The organism is Microcoleus sp. AT8-A3 (assembly GCF_036705675.1).
Taxonomy (GTDB): domain Bacteria; phylum Cyanobacteriota; class Cyanobacteriia; order Cyanobacteriales; family Microcoleaceae; genus Microcoleus.
Genome location: NZ_JAUBVD010000024.1, coordinates 1 through 25,710, shown reverse-complemented (window position 1 = coordinate 25,710; position 25,710 = coordinate 1). Strand labels below are relative to the sequence as shown.

Here is a 25,710-nt window from a genome sequence, read left to right as displayed (position 1 = left end):
CGTTTTTATACTCGTTCCCCGGTACAACCTGGGAACGAGAAACCAAATTAAAATAACAAAAAAGCACCTTAAAAAAAGTGCTTTCCTGAATATGAACTTTCCGTGTCTGACGAAACATTTACGAGTAATTCCGGGGAGTGCGTGCACCTGCAGATGCTCCTACCATCGAAGCAACTAAACCCAATAGCGAGCCGAACAAAAATGACCAACCAGCTTTCGCAGCATTACCAGCGATATTGCGAGTATCCTGAGCAGTTACGTTAGGCGCTTGGTTCGGCAAATCGACGCCGCTTTGCTGCGCTTGATTAATTGCTTCTCCCGCATTCGCAGCTATGACGCCAAAAGTGCCGGCCACGCCATTTGCTAACAGCCAAGAGCCGATTGTTAAGGTGGTTGCCCACAAAATTGCTCCGTTCAAAAGCGCTGTGTTGCGGTTCATCGGGCCGCAAGCACGAGCAGTTACCCAACCGCCAACGGCCAAGCTAATTAACAAACTGATAATTGACCAAATTCCGACGCCGGTACCCACGTCTCCTGAAATAGTGCGCGGAGCTCCTGAACCAGCAATGCTGCTCAAGCCGATCGCAGCGCCCAATGCACTTAACACCAGTTGTGTGGCGATCGCAATTACCAAACCCGAAAAAATCGGGCCCCAACGTACTCGATCGTGGTATTCCATCACTGAATTTACCACCACGGGTTCGGTACCAACGTTATCTACAGGTCTATTTACGTATGACATAGGTTTTTCTTTCCTCTTAGAGTTGCTTTAATTTTTAACAATCTTTCACTTAAGCATTGATTGTGGCTGAGATTGATAAAAACTATATCTGCCTGGGGAAATAACCAGTATCTATGTCTGAAGAAAGAAACGAAAAAGTCATCCGCCCCCAGCCACCCGCTATTAGCGAATGACTGATGACTGATGACTCATGAGTGATAACTATTTTATCCCGTTGGAAAAGTTCCCGGATGTATACAGGAAATGCGGACGTATACAGAAAATACAGCTTAACGCAATCTTACAGCCGTTCCAACGGCAGTAATCAGCAGCAAAGCCCCGCTGGAGTCTACATTAATCGTGCCGGTGTCAACTTCCACCCCGATTACGGCATTGGCGCCGAGGCGCTGGGCCCGTTTTTCCAGTTCCGCGAGGGCATCTCGCTGTCCTTTGAGAAACACTTCCTCGTAACTGCCGGTGCGCCCGCCGATGATGTCGCGAATGCCCGCGAAGAAGTCTCGCAGGGCATTGGTGCCGTAGACAACCTCAGCAGTTACAATTCCCAGGTAAGATTGAATTTCTGCTCCTTGGATGATATCAGTTGTTGTTACAATCATCAGTTGGCCTCAATCGCGAAAATTTTGAGTGGGTCTTGTTCTGTAGATTTACTACATCTCGCCACTCAAACATTCCTGGTAAATCATCAGTTGTCAGCTTGTCAAGCTGACAGCAACTCGCTCTTCCATTCCACATACTCTTTGAAACACATGGCCGTGCACAAACAAAGTCTCTTGGTATTCACTACGTTGCTAATAGCAGGATTCGCTGTCACAGCGCCGCAAATAGCGCTCTCAGCAGAAACAGTCGTTCAAGTCAACCCTCAAAATGATTCAAATTTAGATGCTCTGCTGCGACAAGGGCGCGAGTTTGTAGATGTAGGAGACTACAGTAGCGCGATCGCCATTTATCAGGAAGCTGCGCGTTTAGATACGGAAAACCCGCGCATTTTTTCTGGTATTGGCTATTTAGAAGCGCGTCAAGGCAACTATGAAGCCTCAGTAGAATTTTACCAACAAGCGATCGGTCTGGAACCGAACAATGCGGACTTCCAATACGCATTAGGATATGCTATGGCGAATTTACAAAACTACCCCGCAGCCGCCACAGCTTATCGCCGCGCCGCTGCGCTCGATCGCAAAAATGTCAATGCCCGCATCGGTCTGGGAGTGGTACTCTTTCAGCAAAAAGATTACAGCGGTTCTTTTAAAGCATACCAAGAGGCGATCGCCCTCGATCCAAAAAGTTGGCAAGCTTATTCTTCAATGGGTTTAGTATTGATCCAGCAGGGAAGTTTTGCCAGTGCTGTCACCGTGCTCCAACAAGCAGCCGAACTCGCTCCCAAACAAGCAGGTGTCCAGTTAAAATTAGGCACTGCTTTGCTGCGGGCAGGCTATACTTCCGAAGGGCTAGCAGCTTTTGAAGAAGCTGCAAAATTGGAGCCCCGGAATCCAGAAGTGCAGCTAGAAATTGGCGAACTTCTCCAGGATCAAAACGACTTCGACGGAGCGCTTATAGCTTATCAGCGGGCTATTGCGGTACGACCGAATTTAGTGGAAGCACACGCAGGAATCGGGGAAATTCAACTGAAAAAACAAGATTTTTTAGGAGCAATTACCACTTTTAGGCGAGTGATTGGACTCGATCCAAACCGGGCAGAAGCTTATTACAATATGGGTACGGCACTCAAAGCGCGCGCTCGCAAATCCGAAGCAATTGAAGCTTTTAAACAAGCCCTCGACACTTACCGCCAGCAAGGCAACAATGATGGTGTACAAAAAGCTGAGGCTGCGCTCCAGCAACTAAAGTAATATGTCTCAATGTACTAATAGGTAATTGGCTAGCAGTTTTGAGTGTGGAGTAAGTATTTTTCCTAGGGCTTAACTCCTTCCACTCCCCGTCTTGCAAGGAAAAAAGCAATCTCAAAACTGTTTCTCTTCCCTATTCCCAATGCCCCCTTTCCTCTTCCTTCTTCCTTCTTACTTCCTTTGCGTAAATTGTTTAATTTAACGCAGATAAATTTGCCTAAATATAGTACAATATTGGCGCAATTGGAGAAGGGTGAGTGCTCGGTAAGTTTAAGCAGAAATCAGGGCGATCGCACAACAGGATTTTGTCAAAGCTCCCTCTTTTGTAATATGCTAAAAGGGCTTACTGACAATGAATCTATTTCTATTGGTAGAGACAGCCAACTTGTTAACATTTGTAAAATAAGCAAAATATCCTCTCCCTAGAACTTCATCTATGCAAACGTATGATGTCATTATCATAGGCGCAGGTCACAACGGACTCGTCTGTGCATCTTATCTGCTGAAAGCTGGATATACCGTCCTGTTGTTAGAAAAACGTTCGGTTCCCGGGGGCGCAGCAACTACTGAAGCGGCCATTCCCGAATTACCGGATTTTAAATTCAATATGTGCGCGATCGACCACGAGTTTATCCATTTAGGGCCAGTTGTAGAAGAATTAGAACTGGAAAAATACGGTTTAGAATATCTTTTCTGCGATCCAGTGGCTTTTTGTCCGCATCCCGACGGTAAATATTTCTTAGCGCACAAATCCGTTGAAAAAACTTGTGCTGAAATTGCCCGCTACAACGAGCGCGACGCTAAAAAATATGCCGAATATACAGACTTTTGGCAGCGGGCTTTAGGGGCAATGGTTCCGATGTTTAATGCGCCACCAAAATCGATCGTAGATATTCTGGGAAACTACGATATTTCAAAAATCAAAGATTTATTGTCAGTCATCGGTTCACCCGACAAAACGCTGGACTTTGTTCGCACGATGCTCACCAGCGCTGAAGACCTTCTCAACGAGTGGTTTGACGAGGAATTTATCAAAGCACCCCTAGCAAGATTCGCCGCAGAACTAGGCGCGCCTCCTTCGCAAAAAACCCTTGCTGTAGGCGCAATTATGCTGGCAATGAGACACAATCCCGGCATGGCAAGACCGCGCGGTGGGACGGGTGCATTAGTGCAAGCGCTGCTCAATTTAGTGAAAAGTTATTCCGGTGTGGTACTTACCGACCAGCACGTCGAGAAAATATTAGTTGATGATGGTCGCGCTGTGGGAGTTCGAGTTGCCAACGGCACGGAATACCGTGCGACAAAAGGTGTCATTTCTAATATTGATGCTAAGCGCTTGTTTCTGCACTTAATGGACTCCAGCGATGTTGACAGTGCCGACCCGGATTTGCGGGAAAGATTGGAGCGCAAAATTGTTAACAACAACGAGACTATTCTCAAAATAGACTTAGCTCTCAATGAAATGCCCAAGTTCGATCGCTGGAATCATCGGGACGAATATTTAATTGGTTCGGTTTTAATTGCAGACTCGGTAAAACACGTTGAAATTGCTCACAGCGAGCCTTCAATCGGCAGAATTCCCGACTCTGATCCATCGATGTATGTAGTGTTTCCGACGGTACTAGACCCGTCAATGGCTCCCCCCGGACATCATACGGCTTGGATTGAATTTTTTGCTCCTTACCAGATCGAAAATGCTGAAGGAACCGGCCAGCACGGTACGGGTTGGACGGATGAGCTCAAAAACAAAGTTGCCGATCGCTGCATCGATAAATTAGCAGAATACGCGCCAAATATCAAAAATTCAATTATAGGGCGCCACGTGGAAAGTCCGGCAGAATTGGGAGAGCGTTTGGGGGCTTTGAAAGGGAATTATTATCACGTTGATATGACGCTAGATCAGATGATATTTTTCCGTCCTTTGCCGGAGTTGGCGAATTACAAAACGCCGATCGACGGTTTGTTCCTCACGGGGGCGGGAACGCATCCGGGTGGCTCAATTTCGGGGATGCCGGGACGCAATACCGCTCGCGTTTTCATGCACTCGCAGCAGCCTTTCGCGCAGACTTTAGCAGATGCGGCTAATACTCTGAAAGCGAAGGGGAAGTCGGTATTTCGGAGTAATGAGAAGTAAGATTTTTAGCAACCGCAGATGAGGGCAGATAGACGCAGATGAATCACATCTGCGTTTGTTTGTTTGTATTGATTTATCTGTTGGCAAGTGCGATAATTTTTTCTGGTTGATTCCCTGTGAAGGGAAAACGATTTGCGAGCGCTATTAATACCATTTAGTCCTGGACGCATAAATACCAAAGAAACCGGGTTTTTACCAGTTTTAAAGGTCTGGATACAGTATTTTCGCAAAAACCCGGTTTCTGACCACCCCTGCGTCCAGGACTACCCTTTTTAAATCTGGTGCATCTTTCGCGAGCGCTGGCGGTGGTTCACGTTCCCTCTAATCTGTTAAAATATTTTTGCATCCGAGAGCATATTCCATTGATAAAATTCTCAATTCTCAATATTAGAAGAACAAGTTAACGCGGAAGGCATTTTTAAACTTAGTGTCGCAGCCAAACCTCTAATGAAAGCAGAACAGGCAAGTCCCTGGTAGAAGTCGCTCCCCATCGGCATATCAGGGCGATAGCCACCGATCCCCACCATCTCGCATTCTCCTCAATTCATACTTTATGCGGATGAAAACGCCGGCCCCAAGTTGAGAGACTGAGAAGTGGCGTTACCCTTTTTTTAGCGATGGCAAACCGAGTTTTGATTGTCGGCGGCCGAGGACGAATTGGCAGCAGTGTTGCCCAAGACCTTGTTACCCATACCGACGCAGAAATTACCGTTACCGGACGCAACTCTGAAGCCTCTATTGGGCCGGGATTGCCGCCGGATCGGGTGCAGTACCAAACTTTTGATTTAGCGGACAGTGCAGCCCTGCAAAAAGCTGTTTCAGAGTCTAATCTTGTGGTTCACTGTGCGGGGCCTTTTCACTACCGAGACGCTAGTGTACTGAAAACTTGCATAGAAGCAGGTGTTAATTATACTGATGTCAGCGACAGCCGCAGTTTTACTCGCAGAGCTTTAGACTTGCGCGAAACAGCTAAAAATGCTGGAATTACTGCTATTATTAACACGGGGATTTTTCCCGGTGTGTCTAATAGCATGGTGCGGCGAGATGTGGAGCAATTAGATGAAGCAGAAAACATCCATTTGAGTTATGTTGTCGGAGGTTCTGGCGGTGCTGGCGTTACCGTCATGAGAACCACTTTTTTAGGTTTGCAAACTCCTTTTGACGTTTGGGCCGATCGCAAGTGGCAGCAAGTAAAACCCTACAGCGATCGCGAAACAATTGAATTTCCCGCACCCTACGGCAACACAGGCGTTTACTGGTTCGATATGCCGGAAGCAATCACTTTGCCCGAAACTTTCCCCGTCAAATCAGTTGTGACTAAATTCGGTACGTCTCCCGACCTTTACAATCACCTTACCTGGTTTGTTGCCAAGTATTGGCCCGCTAGCTGGCTCAAAAATAACTCTGTGATTGAATTTCTCTCCTACGTCAGTTATGGGATGACCAGTGTTAGTAATAGTTTTAGTGGGGTTGGTGTGGCCGTGCGATCGCAAGTGACCGGTCTCAAAAACGGTCAACCCGCTAAAGTTTGCTCGACAGCGATACACCCTAGTGCAGCAGTCGCTACGGGCCTCGGTACTGGCAGCATAGCTCAATTAATGTTAGAAGGAAAACTGGAAAAACCGGGCGTTTGGTCGGTCGAACAAGCTCTTTCTACTGAGCTATTTGAACGAGCTATGCAGAACAGAAAACTAGACATAGAGCAGGTTGTTTTGTAGTTAGTTAGGTTATTTATAGCAATTTAAAATCTTGGAAAATAGGATTTTTGCCAGAACTGCGAAGACGCGAAAGACGCGCCTAAAAAGAAGAGTCAGGGGCTTCTTAATTGATGGGAAAACCCCTAGATAGGGTTCCTCGCAGGAATTGCGATCGCCCCTGATAGGAGATGAGTTCCGCTTGTATAACTAATCTATCTTTTGGTAGAAGTAATAATAACAAGCAGGCGCTTAAGATATGGGATGTCACGGGAAACATCCCTTTTGGCTCGCTCTAGATGCGGTAGCTGCGACACAGATTGCGATTGAACCAAGGTTGTCAATGTGCGATCGCAGTGAAGGGGCGACAAACACCATAATTTTTGCGGAAAAATACGAGGAGAAGTTGATATGAAGCGGGTTTTAAAAGCTCTAGGACAAACATTGAGCCAAAGCATTTTGCTGGTATGTACCCTGGCGTTCATTGGTCTGCTAAGTCTAGCGATCGTACCCAGTCAGGCTGCTTACGCAGGTCAAGACAGAACTCAGGCGCAGCCAGAAGCTAAAATTACTGACCCCGCAGAAAGTTTCGAGGATCTCAATCCCCAAGCAGCTTACGAAGAAATAGTCAAAACCTCTCAAAATCCTGCAACGGTCGAGAAAGCTTACGACGAAAGCTTAAAGGAGTACAAGGGAGAACACCCGCAAGAAGGCATAGTTCAAAAAGCTGAAGAGTTGATCGAAAAGGTAACTGGCAACTAATAAATCAAGAGATTTATATCTAACTCAAGTTGCTGGTAAATAAACAGCTTCAGTGAATAAACAAGGGAGCCGAGTTTAGAACTCACTTGAACATCACGATCTAGGGTGCGCCGAGGCGCACCTTATCCCTTGAGAGTAGCGTGTAAAACTCGTTTTTGAGTCGAGAAGTATTTGATCGTTTCCTTCCTTTTGAAGCTAGCAGCTTCATCCTTAAGGCAGATGAATAGATATGAATTTAAAAGGTAAATTTAATCATAGTTACAGTTAGATAAAAGGAAAAAATATCATGAGCGATGACAAAAAAACGGTACATGAACCTGATGCTAACCTAGATCCGCTTTCGGGGGAAACCGGGGCTCATCCAGTCGCAACGGGTATTGGTGCGGCGAGTGCCGGTGCTGCGGGTGCTGCGATCGGCGGTGCCATCGGCGGGCCTGTAGGAGCAGTTGTCGGCGCTGTTGTGGGTGCCTTTGGCGGCGGTTTGGCGGGCAAAGGTGTGGGCGAGGCGATCGACCCCACGGTAGAAGATGCTTACTGGCAAAGCAACTACAGTTCCCGTCCTTACGTGGACACGAGCGCGACTTACGAAGACTATCAGCCTGCATACCGCACGGGTTATGAGGGATACACCCGCTATGGCGCTACTGGTAAGAAATACGACGAGATCGAACCGGATTTGCAGCGCGACTACGAAACAAATCGCGGTAAGTCTAATGTGACTTGGGAAAAAGCTAAGCACGCCACGCGCGACGCTTGGGATCGGGTGGAACGGGCTGTTCCTGGCGATATTGACAAAGACGGCCGCTAAGGGCTTACGCCAAGTATTTCTCAGTCTTGGAGACACACAAACTCAAGCATTCCGGTGATTTTTAGCCGGGTACCGGAATCGAGGGAAGTGTTTGATAAAAAAACCCGGCTGCGTTTTGGACTGTTGTTGATAGGTAACACAGTTTTTAACGCGAGTTTAGCGAAGTTTTTGGGGATTTTCAGCCCCTCTCTACATCGGAGAGGGTATTTTTATGCTCCCTTAAAATTGCATTTTTCAGGACGATTTTTCTTTCACAGGGCTGTTCGCTGTGAGAACTCGCTATAGACGTAGAGCCTTTGCTGTGCGTGAGTTTAGCACTCCTAAAAAATGCTTTTTACAAAATCGGGATGCTTCCGTTTGAGATTAACATTTTTTTTTGACTATTAGCCTTAAAATTAAACTTATTCAGGACTGAGGCATCGATTGCATATTTCTGTCATTGTTCGCGATGCGCTTTCTTCAATCGCAGCCGGATCGTAAAGCGTCGGTGGCTTCAATTCCGATAATTGTTAACCTAAATCCTCTCATTCAAAATTGGTATTACTTGTGGATGAAATGTTGGAAAGAGCTTGGACACTCAAGCAAAATTTAATTGACTTTGTGCTGGATGCTGAGGGAGAGTTGGCGGTAGCTTTGGAAGCTTATGCAGCAGCTCGATCGACCGGCGAGCGCTACGATATTGCTCAGCAAAATCAAGTGATTGACAGTTTTACTATCGAAGGTAAAGTCGGAGAGAAAACGCCGATCGACTTATTTGTCGAAAGTCAGCCGGATTTAACCGAGAGCGATCGTAGCTTGCTCGAAAGTTGGGAGCACAGAAGCTTCACTGGCTTATTTGAAATCACTCAACTTTCCCCCGACAGGTTTGAACTGATGAACTGGCTGACGGCTAAGCACTACGTTGTCAAGCCCAACAGTCCTAATTTTCTTGCAGAAATGTCTCGCTTTAAGTTAGGAGAAATCTTGCTGGCTCGGATTTCTCCCCTTACCGATGACTGGTGGATACTTTCGAGCTCTCCCATCCCGAAGGGGAAATTGGGTAAGCCGAAGTTGGCGGTGGCGATCGGTAATTTCAAGCAAAATCACAAAAATAACCTATACAGCGATGCCCCGGAATTGTTAGAGCAAGCTTGGCAGTCAGTAGAAAAGTACCATGAAGATTTTACCGAATTTTTTGGCAGTGAGGAATTGACGCTATCGGGATATCACCTGAATAAACAGTTGGCTGAATTTCAGGAATTTATCACTAAAAAACGCCTAGCTGATATGGGCGTTGATGGAAGTAAATCTCTGGCGGATATCGTTGAAGATGCCGGAGTCGATCGAGAAGAAGTCAAAGCAGCAGCCATCGCCGCTGCAGGTGCTGATGCTAAAGCAGTTGAGGTAATGCTCGACAGCAATGCTAGTGCAAAAATGGTAATGCCGAAAGTCGAATTGCCCGATCGCTTCAAGAAAGCCGAACAGGTGAGTGCACTTTCTCATCCTCGCTGGGGACAAACCTTTTTGTCTACTTACGCTCAATTTACTGCACTGCTAGCAGCCGAAGACTTTTCAACCGTTCCCGGTTACGAAAAGCTGGTGCGTAACTATCTCGAAGATCCTGCAATTAATGTCTGGATTTGGCAACGGTTAGCTAAAGTTAATCCAGCGAAATTAGAACAAATTTTGCAAACTGTATTGCAGCGGACTAATTTTCAGATCGATCGCGATTTAGATGCCCTGCTGCAAGAGTTTAAAAAACCCTTAGAACCCGAACTCCCGGAAATTGCCAGCGTTCCCCTGCACCTGCACAACTTATTTCAGGAAGCTTTAGGCGAAGTTAATAAGTCAAAATCCAAGCCACAGGAGAAAAAGAAAAGCTCTAAGGGCTTTAAATCCTGATTTTAGGAACAGGCCGAAAAGCCTGTTCCTAATCTGCCTACTGGCATCACAATCTCTGCACTTCACCGTAAAATTACTTACTCTATCCCATCTAAAATTTCAACTCTAAAATCGATTGACCGAAGTTGAAAAACCCGGAATATTAGTGCGATCGTCCCGCTCGCGAGTTGCAGTGCGAGCGCCCCCGCTCGCGCTGCAACTCGAAAAATTATGATTCCGATGAAGCGCGGAAACGATATCAGTCCTGTTTAATTCAAACTTTAAAAATCACAACTATTTTCAGTAATATAACTGAACTCAATATTTTTTTGTTCGCTCAAACTTGGTGGAATTATCCATCTGTGTCAGCGCCGAGGGATTGGCATCGAAATTAAAACTCTACCGCTAAACTTCAAGATTTATTTCTTTTGACACTTGACTCAAACAAGGTGTTATGATGGGAAATATAAAAAAATAGTCTTCATAAGTTTGAGCGCTGACTACAATGATGCAAAATCTATTGAAACACGTGCGGGAATTGCAGGGACATATTGAGCAACTACCTGTAGATAAACAGGCGATTTTAACAAGCACTTTCGAGCATTTGTCCGCATCTTTACAAGAATTGGCTGCAGAGTTTCAGTCGCTTTTGTTGTCTAAACAATCCCAAGTCAAGTTAGAAAGAATTAACAGCAATTTAGAGATTAAAGTTGCCCAGCAAGCTGCTACTATCAGACATTTAGAGCAGCAGTTAGAGCAAAGCCAGATGCTGTACAAAAAGGTGACTCAGGCACTGACAAAAGGGGAATCCCGACTGCAAAGTCTCCTGCGAAATTCTTCCGATTTGATGACAATTCTCGAAGCAGACGGACGCATCCGAGACCAAAATTCGATCGCAGCAGAGCGGATGTTAGGCTACAATCTAGAACAAAGAATTGGCGAATTCCAAGACGATTTGATCCACCCAGACGATCTTCCTGTTTGGCAAGCATATTTGGCCAAATTACTCAAACAGCCAGGGATTGCACCGCCTGTAGAATATCGGAAACGCCACGCTAACGGTTCTTGGGTGTATTTAGAAGTCATTGGTAACAATTTACTCCACGATTCCAGCATCAACGGCATAGTCATCAATTCCCGCGATATCACAGAGCGCAAGTTCTCAGAAGCAGCTTTGGAAAAATCGCAAAAGCAAATCGTTAATATCTTAGAAAAAATCACAGACGGCTTTTATGTGCTCAACCGCCAGTGGCAGTTTACCTACCTCAACGCGAAAGCAGAGCAGTGCTGGCAAAGAGGGCGTCAAGAACTTATAGGTAAAAATATTTGGGATGAGTTTCCTGATACAGCCGACACGATTTTTTTCAAGCAGTTTTACAGAGCGGTATCTGAGAACGTTAATGTTAAATTTGAAGGATATTACCCGCAGCTAAATATTTGGTTTGAAGTCGAGGCTTATCCCTCGGAAGAAGGTTTGTCGGTGTTTTTTCAAAATATAACCGATCGCAAAAATGCAGAAAACGCACTGCGAGCATCAGAATCGCGCTACCGTATTCTCTCGCAAATGACTTCAGATTTTGCCTATTCTTTTAAAGTATTGCCTGACAATACCTGGGCCTGCGAATGGATGACTGAAGCTTTTACTAAAATTACGGGTTATACTCCCAAAGAAATCGCAACTTCCGGCGGTTTACAATTCGACTGCATTCATCCCGACGACCTAGAAATGCTGCTGGAACAAATGCAGCTTCGTTCATCTAGCCGCAAGGAAGTAAGCGAGTATCGAATTGTCACCAAATCCGGTGAAATCCGGTGGCTGTGGGATTGTCGGCAAGTTGTGTGGGATGAAGTCGAGAACCGCGCTGTCGGCATTTATGGTGCTTGTCAGGACATCACACAACACAAGCTGGTAGAGGCTAAATTGTGCGAAACCAATCAAGTTTTACAAGGCTTAATTAAAGCTTTGCCGCTGGCAGTTGTCGGGGTTGATAGTAATGCTTTGGTGACGGTGTGGAATTCTGCGGCGGAGCGAGTTTTTGGCTGGAAGGAGTCTGAGGTTGTGGGGGAGCTTTTGCCGATCGTCCCTAGCGATGAAAACGTAAATTTTTATGCGATGTTTCAGTCAGAATTGGCAGGGGAAGCGCAAGTTGCTAGGGAATGTCGGCGGCGGCGGAAAGACGGTTCATCAATTGATGTCTGTATTTGGACTGCACCGATGCGAGATTCTGAGGGCTTGACTTCTGGCACTATCAAGATAGTTTCTCAGATTTCAGAAGCAAACGGAATGGAGGAAAATATGGGCTGGTTGCAATCCCGCAGAGATCGACTAGAACCATTTTGGGCGCGTTATGTCAAGCTTCCTGCGGGAATTAAAAATTTACAAACAACCTGAAACCAAAGTCTTGTGGGGTGGGCACTCTTAGCCCGCCCCAAAAATACAATTTAGATGCGGGACACCTTAGCTTCACGTTTTTTAATCTTCGACTTGCCGAACAGCCATGCGTTGCAGTGGCAGACTGAGTATGCTGGAAACTGTCAACAAGTAAGATAGAACCGTGGTCAGCTTCAGACTTGCCAACAACCAGTTGTCCTCCGGCAGAGGCATCTTTAGGGCAAAGACAGACATGGAGTAGACTATTGAGTAAACAAAACTCATCTTAATTAGGATTTCTTCGCTTAAAGTGCGATCGTCCCTTGGCTGCGATTTGCGATCGCTCAGCAAAATTAGACCCGCAATAGAAGCCACACAAGAAACCATAACGAGATAGTCATGCCAGTTAAGCTCAACCATTTTCAAACTTCCTTGATATCCTAATTTTTAGAATCTGACATCAGTCTAAAGGATAAGTTTTCCCAGTCAAAACAATAGTTACAAATTGACACAGCGGTAGTTACAAATCTCAATGAAAAATAATCGCGATCGGCAGCCACAGACTCGTTTAGTCAGCCGCCAAGGACAATTCCCCTTAAATATTGTCAAGTTGGGAGTACCTCGCCTGCATTTTGCCGACCTCTACCACAGGCTGCTAACTCTTTCTTGGCCTCGATTTTTCATCCTGATTTGTCTCTCCTATACAGTCGCGAATTCTTTATTTGCCTTAGCTTACTTGGCGGGAGGAGATTGCATTGCTAACGCGCGGCCGGGTTCTTTCCCAGATGCCTTTTATTTCAGCATCCAAACAATGGCGACGATCGGCTACGGCGCCATGTATCCGCGCACGGATTACGCTAATACTATAGTTGCGATCCAAGCGCTTTTTGGTTTGTGGGGAGTAGCAATGGTGACGGGACTGGCTTTTTCGAGATTTTCTCGACCAACAGCCAGAGTTATCTTCAGCCGCGTAGCTGTAATCGCTCCTTTCAACGGCGTTCCGACTCTGATGTACCGCACTGCAAATCAGCGTTTTAACCAGATTTTAGAAGCGCAGCAGCGAGCTACTTTGATCCGTGACGAGGTAACAGCGGAAGGAGAATTTATGCGGCGTTTTTACGATTTGCAATTAGTGCGGAGTCACTCTCCGGTTTTTGCATTAACTTGGACGGTTATGCACGCAATTGATGAGAACAGTCCTTTGTACCAACTTACTGCAAAAGACTTGATGGAACAGCAAGCAGAAATTGTAATTACGTTAACAGGAATTGACGAAACTGTTTCGCAAACTATTCATGCGCGACATTCTTTTGTGGCGTCTGAAATTATGTGGAATATGCGGTTTGTAGATATTCTTTTGCAATCGGCGACGGGAGGGCGGGTGGTTGATTATACTCGGTTTCACGATGTGAAGCCTGTTGAATGAAAGTTTTGATTTAGCCACCAGTGCTAGAATACCTGTATGGCCAAAAAAAGTTAATATTTATGAACTCAATAACTGCAAATACGACACTGAAAGAATTGCAAGCGCAACTCTTAGCTTTAACTCCCGAAGAGAAGGCTCAAGCTATAGAATTACTAGCCCAAAGTTTAAGAAAATTTTGGTCTGGAATTCAAAAGACTCCCGGCGTGTGCGGCGGCGATGCTTGCATCAGACAAACGCGAATTCCTGTTTGGGTACTGGTGAATGCTCGCGGTTTAGGTATTTCTGAGGCTGAACTCCTAGAAGACTATCCGACTCTGCGTGCCGCTGATTTGGCGAATGCTTGGGCTTATGCTGAGGCATATTCTGATGAGATTGAAACAGCAATTCAAGAACAGGAAGAGGCATAAACAGTGGCAGATATTTATAGCGCGATCGCACAAAGCATTAAAAATGAAATATTTTACCATTTTAAATCAGCCTTTTATGAACGGGCAAGATGCCCGTTCCACAAGAAATTCATTCTTTGTGGAACGGGCATCTTGCCCGTTCTTGAAAATGGTACAACATCTCAGTTAACATAAACAAAATACTCCTCGTACTATGCGAATAATTCATACTGCTGACTGGCATTTAGGGCGACGTTTTCGAGGGATCGATCGCACTTTTGAAATTGCGATCGCCCTCGAACAGATTTTGAAGCAAGCAAAAGCATTGGATGTCGATGCTGTGCTCGTTGCGGGCGACATTTTCGACGTGCCCAACCCTCCCGCTTACGCCGAACGCATTGCTTATAACTTTTTCTGCGAACTCCAAGCGGCAGGAATTCCCGCAATTGCGATCGCCGGTAATCACGATTCGGCATCCCGCATCGACAGCATCGCGCAATTGCTTTCCCTCGCCGGTGTTCGCGCTTTAGGCAAACCCAGGCTTTCCGCCGACGGCGGCACGATTACTCTCAATACAAAAAGCGGTAAACTTTGTGTGGGCGCGATGCCTTTTGCTTCCGAACAAAGACTGTTAGATGCTAATTCTCTCTGGCAGTCTGGCGATGCCGATCGCCGAAAAGATTACCGCGAAATTGTAGCATATTTACTCGAAGATTTAACCAGAGAGTTTAGAGACAATACTGTCAATATTCTCATGGGACATATGAGCATTGACGGCGCTCGATTGGCAAAATCCGAAGTCGCTTATTACACGCGAGAAAAATACCTCCTATCATCGCAAACTCTGCCCCCGGAAGCTCAATATGTTGCCCTCGGACACATCCACATTCACCAGCGAATTTCTGAGACTTCTCCCGCTTATTATTCCGGTTCTTTGATTCAGTTAGATTTTGGAGAAGCGGAACAGGAAAAAGGATTTTGCTTGATAGAAGTTGAGCCGGGAAGTCAGGCAAAGGTGGAATTTAAGCCTGTGGCTTGCCACAAGCCGTTAAAAGTGCTTAAATGTCATAACGACAATCTCGATGAAACTTTACAAGCTCATCAGTACCATCCGGGTTTCTTGAAAGTAATTGTCGAACTGGACAGTCCGCAAATCGGACTTGCCGATCGAGTGCGCCAAATCTGTTCTCAAGCGCTGTTAATTGAACCGCGCTATCCAGATGCAGCGCTAGAACCAACAGAAATAACTACTATCGATCCCAATAATTTCGATCCGGCAGCCGAGTTTTGCAACTATTATCAAAACCGATTGGGAACGACACCTAAATCGGCAGTATTGGAGGAATTTAAAAATTTGTACAAGAAGTTTAAGGAAACAGTTAATAATTAAATGCGTAAAAAGATACAATCCAAAATCCAAAATCTCAAATTTCAAATAGTTTTAAGACTGAAACCCACGCTAAATGTCGCTTGTAGTCGAGTCTAGAACCCCCTAAATCCCCCTTAAGAAGGGGGACTTGGATAATACTCTTGTTCCCCCCTTATTAAGGGGGTTAGGGGGGATCGGGAAGACTGTAGAAGGAAGACACTAGACCGGAATATAACAATCTAAAACCCCAAATCTAAAATCTAAAATCAGTATGCGTCCACTCGAACTTATTCTCGAAGGATTTACCAGCTTCCACCGCGAACAGCGTTTAGATTTTTCTCAACTCGATTTGTTTGCCATTACTGGTGCTACAGGTGCGGGCAAATCTTCACTGCTAGATGCCATGACTTACGCTCTTTTTGGCACTACTACTCGCAGCGGCAAACAAGTAAGTGATTTGGCGAGCCAAGGTAGCGAAAATTTAAAAGTGCAGTTGCGTTTTGCTGTGGGTTCGGCACAGTACCGGGTGACGAGACGGTGGCGTTTCCGTCCGAAATCTCCCGAAAATAAGGTGATTTTGGACAACTGGCAAAATGGCCAATGGGAAACTTTGGGGACGAGTATCGTTGCTGTTCAAAATACCATTGAACAGATTTTAGGAATGGATTTTGATACTTTTACGCGCGCAATTGTTCTGCCTCAAGGCAAGTTTGATGAGTTTATTAAAGGGGATACTTCAAAACGCCGGGAAATTTTGCGGCAGCTAGCAGGATTTGAGATTTTTGAGCAGATGCGGAAGGAAACAAATGAACTCGCAAAGTTGCTGAAACAGGAACGGGAAATGGTGGAAAGGCAGCTAGCTGAGCTGAGTGCGCCGACGGCTGATGAGGTGGATCAAAGACGATCGCAACTTTTGATTTTAGAGCAACAGTTGCCTGAGTTCGATCGCGCTGTTATGAAAGCTCAGAAGGCTCTAGATGAAGAGGAACAGCTATTTTCGCAAATCGCTCGCTGGCAAGAGCTGCAACAACAACTGGCTAAATTAAATGCTAATTCTGCTGAGGTTGCAATTTTAGCACAGCGTTTAGAAAGAGCGCAAGCTGCCAATCATTTACAGGGAGATTGGGCTTTAGTGCGATCGGCTCGCCGTCAGTATGAAACTGCCGAAAGTGCCTCGGTGGCAGCGCGAAAGCAGTTAATTAAAGCTCGCTCTGAGCTGGCAGTAGAGCAGCAGCAACTTGACGCGGCAAAAGCCAAAGAAGAGGTGCTAGCGCCACAAATTAAGGCTCGCGAAGATGCTCTAGCTGCTGCTAAAGTATATGAAGAACAGCGCGCTCAATTAGAAAAAGAAGTTGCGCTTGCCCAAAAAATTCAACAGGAAAAACTGCGCTTTTTTCTGGCAGCAGATAAAGACCTGCAAGCTGCTAACACTAAAATTCAAGGCGCGGGTTTTCGAGTTACTCAAGCAGCGGCACAGCTCGATCATTATTCGCCGGGAGGAAAGCGTTTAGAGCAATTGCAGCAAATTTCACCCTTATTGATGGAACTTCAGCTAATTACCAAGCAGCAAAAGACTCAGCAAGAACAGTTGGATAAATCTCTGGCAGATCGGGAAAAAGCTCAACAAAATTATGTGAAGGCTACCACTAATTTAGAAGCCATTGAACTCAGGCTAAAAGAGTGCGATCGCGAGTTAGAAGCGGCCCAAACCGCTAATGCGGAAGCGGCACGTTTAGAGAGTGTTGCTGCTGTCAGAATGTCGCTGAATTCTGGCGATACTTGCCCGGTGTGCGGGGGGGTGCATCCTGAGAGCGATCGGCTCCCTCCTTTGCCAGATTCTAATATTGTCGATGTCGCTGATTTGCGGCAGAAATTGGCGGGGGCAAATCAGCTTTTTCAAGATGCTCAAAGGTTGGCTGCTGAGGCAAAAAGTACAGCTTCAGCTTGCCAGCAAAAAGAGTCGGAAATTGCTCAAATGCTGGAATTAACTGCGAATAGAGTTGCAGAATTGCAGCAGCAAATCACTCAAGTTCTGGAAAATCCTCAGTGGGAAAGCTTGGGGTTGCAGCAGGAGTTGGCAATCCTTAAAGAGAGCGATCGCCAATACCGGGAAACCGAACAGCAGTTCCAACTGGCATCATTGGAATATGATAATTTTCAGGAAAGATTTAATTTGGCGGTGGCGACTCAAGCAGCTAAACAGCAGGAATATCAAGATGCGATCGCCGAATCAGACCGCCGCCAGCAACAGTTCCAAAGTTGTGTAAATGCGCTTTATCAAATTACCGAATATCAACCTTATGCTAATTTAGCAAAAGTCTTAGAGCAAGACAAGCAAGACTTGGCAAATCTGCTGAAAGTTGCCGAAAAATCCTATCAAACTGCTCAAAATAAGGTTATTCAAGCAGCAGAGAGAGAGCAACAAGCTGGAGAAGCTTTTGGGCAAGCCCAAGCCCAGAAACAGCAGCTAAACCTGGATTGGTCAGCAAAATTAACAGCGGCTGATTTCACAGAAGATACTTTTTTAGCAGCGGTTGCGACAGTTAAGGAACAATCAGAATGGGAAAATGTTATTCGCTCTCACCGCGAATCAAAAATTCAGTTAGAGACGCGGGCGAAAGATTTGAGCGAGGCGATCGCAGGCAGAACTACCGATGAAAATACTTTAGCACAAGTGCGATCCTCTCCGAGGGCTGCGCTAACGGCAAAACATACCGCCCAAGAAAACCTCAAACAAGCCAACAACAACCGCGCCGAACTTTTAGCTTGGATTCAAGTAGCAGCCCAAAATCTCGAACAAGCCGAAAGACTGTCACAGCAAATCACAAACTTCACAGAACAAGAGCAAACTTATCACACCTTAGCGCAGAATCTCAAATCCAACGAATTTCAATCGTACATTTTAGAACATTTAGAAGCAGAATTAGTCGGCAGCGCCACCTTAATTTTGCAAGAATTAACCGAAAATCGCTACAAACTAAAAAACCAAGACGGCGAATACTGGGTAACAGATAATTGGAACGGCGGCGAAGCTAGACGAGTGCGAACCCTTTCCGGTGGCGAAACCTTTGCAACTTCCTTATCAATGGCTTTAGCTTTGTCAGAAAAACTGTCTCAAGGAACTCACTTGGGCAGCTTGTTTCTCGATGAAGGATTTGGTACTTTAGATACGGAAACTCTCGAAAGCGTTACTCAAATTTTAGAATCTTTGCGGCAGCGAGACAGGCTGATTGGAGTGATTACCCACGTTCGAGAATTGGGCGAAAGATTGCCAGCACAAGTTAAAGTGTCTAAATCCCCCCAAGGTTCTAAAATAGAAGTTGAAAGAGTCTAAGTCTCTACTTTTTGCGATATATGGTAGTTTTTCTAGAATTGTGTTTCTTCTTCTGTAAAGATAGGAGGCCACAATTCTGAAACGGGCAATTCCCAACCGGGGAAAAGTTCTGGTAATGTTAAGATATCGCCATTTTGTAAAATTTGTGGTTCGCCAGCCGCTCGATAAATCTTCACTGTTTCTGCATCAGGATCGATCGCAATTCCGACAATCGCTCCGAGCTCAACAAACTTCAAAACCTTGGTTTCGATAGGCTGCGTGCGATCGCTTTGAGACTTAATCTCTACCACCAAATCGGGAACCAACTGTCCAAAATAACGCGGACTTTGGCGCAATCGTGCGGCGCGCACAAAGGAAACATCGGGCGCTTTGACGTTAGTATCTGGCATAATAAAGCCGCCTGCGGAGTCAAAAACTCGTCCGAGACGGCGGGGATTTACCCAAGCGAAAAGAAAGGCAATGAGACGGCTGCTGATTTCACTGGATACGATGTCAGATGGGCCCATAATTGAAAGTCTCCCGTCTTCTAGTTCAATTTGGTAATCTAAACCAGCTTCGGAAAAAGCGGTTTGAACTTGCTCAACATCTTTGACAGTCATCGTTGACATAGGAACTTTCTCCTGTTATGAGCTGATATTTCATTTTAGCACGATCGCTATTTTCAATCTATAATTTAGTCAAACCCCCAAGAAACAAATATTATATGAAAAATTACCCCACTCGAATGCAATCGGTACAGTCGCCCATAATTCCCGTAGTTGGCGAACTGATTCGCCAAAATCCCGGAACGATATCTTTAGGACAAGGTGTAGTTTACTACAATCCGCCACAAGAATCATTTGACAAAATCCCCGAATTCTTCGCAAATCCCGACAATCACAAATACAAAGCCGTCGAAGGTATTCCACAATTACAGGATGCAATCGCAGCCAAACTCCAAACAGATAACGACATAGAAATTAATAGCAACAACTGCATTGTTGTTACCGCAGGCAGCAACATGGGATTTACCAACGCCATTCTCGCTATTACTTCGGCGGGGGACGAAGTTATTATCCAATCACCTTATTACTTTAACCACGAAATGGCGGCAATTATGGCAAATTGCCGACCAGTAATAGTAGAAACCGACGCAAACTATCAACTTAATATCGATGCTATAAAAAAAGCAATTACTGACAAAACGCGAGCCATAGTTACCATTTCACCAAATAATCCTACTGGTGTTGTTTATTCAGCCGAAGCACTTCGGGAAGTGAACGAAATTTGTCGCCAGCACAACATATATCACATCAGCGACGAAGCCTACGAATATTTTACTTATAACGGCGTCAGACACTGTTCGCCCGCCGCTTTTCCCAACAGCAGCGAACATACAATTTCTCTGTTTAGCCTCTCGAAAGCCTATGGTTTTGCGAGTTGGCGGATCGGGTATATGGTAATACCAGAACACTTGCTCGTTTCTGTGAGAAAGATTCAAGATACCATCTTAATTTGTCCGCCCGTAATTTCTCAGTATGCAGCCCTGGGAGCCTTGCAAGTTGGTAGAGGTTACTGCGATAATTATGTAAGGGCGATCGCATCCGTGCGCCAACTCGTATTAGACGAACTCAATACTATCCAAAACTTGTGTACAATTTCCCCAGCCGCTGGAGCTTTCTACTTTTTCTTGAAAGTTGATACTGAACTCGATACAATGGAATTAGTAGAACAATTAATTCGCGAATATCGCGTAGCAGTGCTTCCCGGTACAACTTTCGGCATGGATAACGGCTGCTATTTGCGCGTTGCTTACGGTGCTTTGGAGAAAGCAACCGCCACCGCAGGTATTAGGAGATTAGTTAAAGGTTTGAAGACAATTTTAAACAAGTAAAATAGGAAATTTCAAAATGGTTGCCACGAACTTGAAAGCAAATACAAATATCCAAGATACCTCCGCTGCAAGACTGGCAGACTTGCGCGATTTGATGGCAGATTATGAATTAGATTGCTATTACATCCCAGCGGTTGACGAACACTTAAATTTATCAGTTCCAGCAGCGAAGCAGCGGCGGGCTTGGATGTGCGGTTTTACGGGTTCCGCTGGCGATTTGTTGGTTGGCAAAGATTCCGCTTGGTTGTTTGTGGACTCCCGCTATTACGAACAAGCCGAATTGCAAGTCGATACTGGAATTATTCAAATATCGAAACTCGGGTTAGAAGGAAATTTAACCTTAATTGAAACTTTAGAAAAACTGGCTGTAGAATCGGCAGAAAAATCAAGGAAAATTCGCCTGGGTTTTGACCCGTTTACCGTAGCGACAGAGCAATATCAAAATTGGGTGAAAAAATTTGCAACGGCGGAGATTGAGCTCATACCAATCCGGGAGAATTTGACAGACAAAGTGCGATCGCAAACTCCTTGGCAAACAACAGAGACTTTACCCGCGATTGATGCAGAACCCATATTTAGCTTACCTGTATCCCTGACAGGAGAAACCGCCGCCGAAAAATTAGCCAGAGTCAGGGAAGCGATGCACAAAGCCAACATTGATGTGCTTCCGATTACCAACCTGAATCAAATAGCGTGGCTGTTCAATCTCCGAGGCTCGGATATCCCCCACATTCCCATTTTTATATCCTATGCCATTGTCACCACAGATTCAGCGTTTTTATTTACAAATCCCGAACGAATTTCACTAGAAATAAAGCAAGAATTGCGGGCGGATGTAACTTTGCTTCCCTACGCAGACTATCCGCATACATTAGAAACTTGCGTAAATTTGCCACATAAAGTTCGGGTACTTTTAGACCCAAAACACAGCACAGCAGGCACGTACCAGTTAATATTAAACCATCAAGAAGCGCAGTTTTACAACATCGAAATAGTTTTTAAGGCACATCCGGTAGAAGGGATGAAAGCTCGCAAAAATCCCGTAGAAATTGAGCAGATGAAATCAGCCAATTTCAAAGCAAGTCGAGCGAAAACTTTGGCTTTAAAGTGGTTGACAGAACAGCTAGAAAATGGTAAGGTAGTTACCGAGTTTGATGTCAAAGAAAGCATCGAACATTTTTACCAGCAAGAAACAGATTTTCAGACTTTAACTTTTAGAACGATCGCCGGTGCGGGAGCCAATAGCTCGATCGTACATTACGGAACCCCCAGCCCTGAAATAACGTTAAAACCGGGAGAACTGCTGCTGCTTGACTCAGGCGCGCAATATTTAGCAGGTACAACCGACGATACGAGAACAGTAAGTATCGGAGAACCGACGGCGCTACAAATAGAACACTACACAACAGTCTTAATCGCGCACATCAACTGTGCAATGCAGCAATTCCCCAAAGGAACAACGGGAGCGCAATTAGATGCGATCGCCCGTGCGGTATTATGGCAACAACAGCTAGACTACGGACACGGTACAGGGCACGGAGTCGGCGCGTTTTTAGCCGGTCACGAAGGGCCAAACGGCATCAGTAAATCTGTGCAGTATCCCCTGGAAGCCGGGATGGTAACTAGCATCGAACCGGGATATTACGAACCGGGATGGGGCGGAATTCGTATCGAAAATCTCTATGTTGTCAGGGAAATGCCATCCAAAAATGGTACTGTTTGGTACGGATTTGAAACGCTGACGTATATTCCGTTTGAGCGCAAATTAATAAATGTCGATCGGCTGTCAAAGACTCAACTAGCATGGTTGAATAATTATCATGCTGCTGTAGTCGAGAAACTGGAACCCGTACTTGATGCAGCAACAATTGAATGGTTGAAAAAAGCCGCCGCACCCTGTGTGATATCAATTCCGGTTGCACCGGAATGATACCGAGGACACTGCAATGCTCATAGATGTCAACTTAAGGTCAGCCCGAAAGTCCGACAGGGGTTGAAACCCCTGTCTCAAAGCGAAAGTCCTCTTAAGAGGACTGAAGAACTCATTAAGCTGTCGCGCCTTTAAATTGCATATTCAGGGCGGGCGGGACGCCCAACCCCTACTCCCCACAAGAGTTAGATTGTTTTTTGACAGACAATTTAAATGCAGAACAGCTTAGTCCTCTTAAGAGGACTTTCGCTATTAGACAGGGAATTCATTCCCTGGCGGACTCGCGGGCTGACTAACGGGCTGGGCTGGCTGACAGCTTAAGTTGACACGCCTTGGGCACAGTGCGGTGTCCCTACCCCAAAATAATATTGTAATATTGTAGGGAAACAGCACGTGCAGTCTCCTGATTTCTTAAAAAACAGAATACCAAAATCCCCGACTTCTCCAAGAAGTCGGGGATTTAAGATACAAACATTTAGAGAATTTAGAGTAAAGCTGGTGACAGGATTTGAACCTGCGACAGGCTGATTACAAATCAGCTACTCTACCAACTGAGTTACACCAGCAGTGAAACTTAATATAGCAAACTTATAGTCATTAGCGCAACCCCCCCAGCCAATTTTTTTTCAAATTCGCTCAAAACCCCTCCCCGTAAGGGTAAAACCGGAATAGTCTGCCCACACCCGACTGCCAATTAAGGAATGAGAATTAAATAATATCAAATCCGGTAGCATCGGAATTATTCCTCTCTGTATTCTCTCCCTCTGCGTTCTCTGCGCCCTCTGCGGTTAAATCATTCCGATACAACCGGAAACGATATAACTTCCACAAGATTGTGGGATGGGCGGGACGCCCATCCCACAATAACAATTAAAATTGTAAGTTATTTAATTCGCGATCCTAACTAATCGCAGCGCCAAATCTTAATCGTCCGATCCGCACTCCCGCTGGCGAGCAAATTGCCCGAAGGCGCGATCGCCACCGAGTACACCGTACCCGAATGTCCCTTAAGACTGGTCAACAACTCCCCCGTCTGCAAATTCCAAATATTAATCGTATTATCATCGCACCCGCTAGCCAAAGTCAAACCGTCCCCACTGATAGCAACCGACTCGCCCCGACTCACATAATTCTGCAAAATATGCAGCGCCTCATTCGTTCCTAAATTCGTTACACCGTTTCCCCTCCCAGAATTAGTATTTAAAATCCGCAACAAACTGCCCGTCTGCAAATTTCGCAGCTTAATCGTATAATCATTGCTGACGCTAGCAAGAATCTGACCATCCGGCGCGATCGCCACAGAATTCACCCCAACATTCAACCCCGAAAGAGTCCGCAGCAACTTACCACTTTCCACATCCCAAACCTTGCTCGTCGCATCCGAACTGCCACTCGCCAATATTTTACCGTCCGGGCTAAAAACCACCGCATTCACATTATCAGAATGACCCCTCAAAGTCCGCAGCAACTCACCACTCCGCAAATTCCACAGCTTAATCGTATTATCAGCCCCGCCGCAGCTAGCAATTACCAGGCCCTTCGGGTTAATCGCCACCGAATTCACCTCCATAGAATGTCCCGGAAAAGTACACAGCAAATCACCATTGTGCAAATTCCAAAACTTAATTGTTTCGTCCGAACTGCCGCTGACCAACATTTTTCCGTCATAGCTAATAGCAACCGAATTTACGCGATCGGAATGTCCCGTCAGAGTGCCAATTAATTCCGTTGTTTCTAAATTCCAAATCTTAATAGTTTTATCCCAACTACCGCTAGCCAAAATTTTGCCGTCAGGGCTAATCGCCAGAGAATTCACAAACGATGAATGTCCCGGCAGCGTATATACACACCGCCATTTCTGATGTTTTAATTTGTGAGCTAATTCCTTCACCCGCTTAGCTGCAGCCTCAGCTTCCTCTCTGCGTTTGAGTTCAGCCTCCTCCAAACGCTGGCGTTCCGCCCTAGCTTTCGCCTCTCGCAGCGCCAGCCGCCGCATCTCTCCCTTAGAGACTATTCGCTGCTGCTCCTGAATTTCTTTAAGAGTTTCAATATACGGTTTTGCCCAATCTTTAGAAAACCATTCCTGAGCAAATTCCGCCTCTAATGTAAATAACTGAGGTTCGTGAGTAAAATCGATATTTAAATAATACAAATCCGCTAAAAAAGCGGCCAATAACTTGTGAATAGTCACAATTATTTGCCGAATAATTCGCAGGCTCAGCTTTCTATCTTTTCCCTCTGCCTCCAACTGTTGATAAACCTCTTCCCAATTCCAAGGCTGCATCGCTACTAGAGAAACGCTCTGATTGATGACTCCCCAAAAACCAACATGAAAATTCACTTCATAATCGCTGATATCGCTGTACAGTATAGCTGTCGGTACGGGAGACAACACAGTCTGCAACCGCTCCACATCAATATCAGAAATGGATTTTTTGAAATAGTCTCCGTAAAACTGAACCGGGCACAAATCTCCGTGCGGGGGGTAGTGCTGGTTCAAAAAAGCTCTTAACTTAGCCGGCAACTCGATATTCAGATTGTGGCGAAACGAATCGGGGCAATCTTGGCTAATTTTTGCGGGAGCAACTAACAGCAGCAATCGGTGCTGTTGCTGCTGCAAAATCTGTTCAGTTTCCTGCCTGCTCAAATTAGAAAACCAGTTGTCCCTGTCCCAAATAGTTTGAATTTCGTTCAGCTTAACTCGAATTGCTTCTGATTGAAATTCCCGCATTAAGTCGCGGCAAAGTCGGCTAATTGCCCGCTTATCTCTTACTTCTTGTGCCTTAATTCGATTAGCGCGTTCTTCTTTTACCCTTTCTTCTGCGCCGGCGATCGCGATTAATTCTTGTTCTCTAGCCTGCTGCCGCTGCAAATATCTCACTTGTGCTTTAATCCAGCGGGGGTCTTTTTTGATTTGCTGGTTCAAAGCTGAAGAACCAGAGGGCTCAATTTCTGCATAGCGTTCGTTGACAGCGCTTGCTCCCAATCTTTCTCCCAATTCAGAGGCTACAGGCTTCAACAGTTCAATTAGAGTGTCTGAGACTGGGCGGGGTAAGGACATACCAGTTAAAACTTTTTCTTACTTAAGGACGATCGCGCGAGTCAATCGATTTTAGATTTTAGATTTTAGATTTTAGATTTTAGATTTTAGATTTTAGATTTTAGATTTTAGATTTT

Annotated in this window: 18 protein-coding genes and 1 tRNA gene; 13 read left to right on the top strand and 6 right to left on the bottom strand. The window is 45.5% G+C overall.

The features are described 5' to 3' along the window. Window positions 1–118: 118 nt before the first annotated feature. Both QUB51_RS15790 and QUB51_RS15785 read right to left on the bottom strand, forming a co-directional pair. Window positions 119–742: a hypothetical protein gene (locus tag QUB51_RS15790; protein WP_333056735.1), complete on the bottom strand. Its 624-nt coding sequence runs from the start codon at window positions 740–742 to the stop codon at window positions 119–121. A 269-nt stretch (window positions 743–1,011) separates the two neighbouring features. After that, entirely contained in the window at window positions 1,012–1,338 is a 327-nt protein-coding gene (locus QUB51_RS15785) for a YbjQ family protein (RefSeq protein WP_172184303.1), read from the bottom strand. A 24-nt stretch (window positions 1,339–1,362) separates the two neighbouring features. Here QUB51_RS15785 and QUB51_RS15780 point away from each other — a divergent pair, with 24 nt between their 5' ends. The 7 genes from QUB51_RS15780 to QUB51_RS15750 all read left to right on the top strand — a co-directional run bounded on the left by QUB51_RS15780 (window position 1,363) and on the right by QUB51_RS15750 (window position 12,236). Next, window positions 1,363–2,589: a tetratricopeptide repeat protein gene (locus QUB51_RS15780; RefSeq protein ID WP_333056736.1), complete on the top strand. Its 1,227-nt coding sequence runs from the start codon at window positions 1,363–1,365 to the stop codon at window positions 2,587–2,589. 433 nt (window positions 2,590–3,022) lie between these two features. Next, window positions 3,023–4,720 (top strand): beta-carotene ketolase CrtO, encoded by a 1,698-nt coding sequence (gene crtO, locus QUB51_RS15775; protein ID WP_333056737.1) that lies wholly within the window; start codon window positions 3,023–3,025, stop codon window positions 4,718–4,720. A 617-nt stretch (window positions 4,721–5,337) separates the two neighbouring features. Then, window positions 5,338–6,438 (top strand): saccharopine dehydrogenase NADP-binding domain-containing protein, encoded by a 1,101-nt coding sequence (locus tag QUB51_RS15770; protein WP_333056740.1) that lies wholly within the window; start codon window positions 5,338–5,340, stop codon window positions 6,436–6,438. A 387-nt stretch (window positions 6,439–6,825) separates the two neighbouring features. After that, complete coding sequence (locus QUB51_RS15765) at window positions 6,826–7,176, top strand: hypothetical protein (protein WP_333056741.1); 351 nt, start codon at window positions 6,826–6,828, stop codon at window positions 7,174–7,176. 286 nt (window positions 7,177–7,462) lie between these two features. Further along, the gene (locus QUB51_RS15760) at window positions 7,463–7,984 is read left to right on the top strand and encodes a hypothetical protein (RefSeq protein WP_333056742.1); all 522 of its coding nucleotides are present in this window, start codon (window positions 7,463–7,465) and stop codon (window positions 7,982–7,984) included. A 546-nt stretch (window positions 7,985–8,530) separates the two neighbouring features. Beyond that, window positions 8,531–9,865 carry a hypothetical protein gene (locus QUB51_RS15755; RefSeq protein ID WP_333056743.1) on the top strand — a complete coding sequence of 445 codons (1,335 nt, stop codon included), beginning with the start codon at window positions 8,531–8,533 and terminating at the stop codon, window positions 9,863–9,865. 484 nt (window positions 9,866–10,349) lie between these two features. Next, window positions 10,350–12,236, top strand: a complete 1,887-nt coding sequence (locus QUB51_RS15750; protein WP_333259096.1) for a PAS domain S-box protein — start codon at window positions 10,350–10,352, stop codon at window positions 12,234–12,236. Between the two features lie 81 nt (window positions 12,237–12,317). On the opposite strand, the gene QUB51_RS15745 is transcribed toward QUB51_RS15750, so the two are convergent. Further along, window positions 12,318–12,635 (bottom strand): hypothetical protein, encoded by a 318-nt coding sequence (locus tag QUB51_RS15745; RefSeq protein ID WP_333056746.1) that lies wholly within the window; start codon window positions 12,633–12,635, stop codon window positions 12,318–12,320. A 112-nt stretch (window positions 12,636–12,747) separates the two neighbouring features. On the opposite strand from QUB51_RS15745, the gene QUB51_RS15740 reads away from it, so the two are divergent. The 4 genes from QUB51_RS15740 to QUB51_RS15725 all read left to right on the top strand — a co-directional run bounded on the left by QUB51_RS15740 (window position 12,748) and on the right by QUB51_RS15725 (window position 18,730). Further along, window positions 12,748–13,641 carry an ion channel gene (locus QUB51_RS15740; RefSeq protein ID WP_333259099.1) on the top strand — a complete coding sequence of 298 codons (894 nt, stop codon included), beginning with the start codon at window positions 12,748–12,750 and terminating at the stop codon, window positions 13,639–13,641. A 59-nt stretch (window positions 13,642–13,700) separates the two neighbouring features. After that, window positions 13,701–14,048: a DUF433 domain-containing protein gene (locus tag QUB51_RS15735; protein ID WP_333209808.1), complete on the top strand. Its 348-nt coding sequence runs from the start codon at window positions 13,701–13,703 to the stop codon at window positions 14,046–14,048. A 193-nt stretch (window positions 14,049–14,241) separates the two neighbouring features. After that, window positions 14,242–15,417, top strand: coding sequence for an exonuclease SbcCD subunit D (locus tag QUB51_RS15730; RefSeq protein WP_333056750.1), 1,176 nt, complete (start codon window positions 14,242–14,244; stop codon window positions 15,415–15,417). A gap of 250 nt (window positions 15,418–15,667) precedes the next feature. Beyond that, complete coding sequence (locus QUB51_RS15725) at window positions 15,668–18,730, top strand: SMC family ATPase (RefSeq protein ID WP_333259103.1); 3,063 nt, start codon at window positions 15,668–15,670, stop codon at window positions 18,728–18,730. A gap of 32 nt (window positions 18,731–18,762) precedes the next feature. On the opposite strand, the gene QUB51_RS15720 is transcribed toward QUB51_RS15725, so the two are convergent. After that, window positions 18,763–19,338, bottom strand: a complete 576-nt coding sequence (locus tag QUB51_RS15720; protein WP_333056752.1) for a Uma2 family endonuclease — start codon at window positions 19,336–19,338, stop codon at window positions 18,763–18,765. A 95-nt stretch (window positions 19,339–19,433) separates the two neighbouring features. On the opposite strand from QUB51_RS15720, the gene QUB51_RS15715 reads away from it, so the two are divergent. Further along, window positions 19,434–20,603: a pyridoxal phosphate-dependent aminotransferase gene (locus QUB51_RS15715; protein WP_333056753.1), complete on the top strand. Its 1,170-nt coding sequence runs from the start codon at window positions 19,434–19,436 to the stop codon at window positions 20,601–20,603. A gap of 16 nt (window positions 20,604–20,619) precedes the next feature. Continuing rightward, window positions 20,620–22,533: an aminopeptidase P family protein gene (locus tag QUB51_RS15710; protein ID WP_333056754.1), complete on the top strand. Its 1,914-nt coding sequence runs from the start codon at window positions 20,620–20,622 to the stop codon at window positions 22,531–22,533. A gap of 493 nt (window positions 22,534–23,026) precedes the next feature. On the opposite strand, the gene QUB51_RS15705 is transcribed toward QUB51_RS15710, so the two are convergent. Both QUB51_RS15705 and QUB51_RS15700 read right to left on the bottom strand, forming a co-directional pair. Next, window positions 23,027–23,099, bottom strand: a tRNA-Thr gene (locus tag QUB51_RS15705). A 338-nt stretch (window positions 23,100–23,437) separates the two neighbouring features. Then, window positions 23,438–25,594, bottom strand: a complete 2,157-nt coding sequence (locus tag QUB51_RS15700; RefSeq protein ID WP_333259106.1) for a WD40 domain-containing protein — start codon at window positions 25,592–25,594, stop codon at window positions 23,438–23,440. Window positions 25,595–25,710 lie beyond the last annotated feature (116 nt).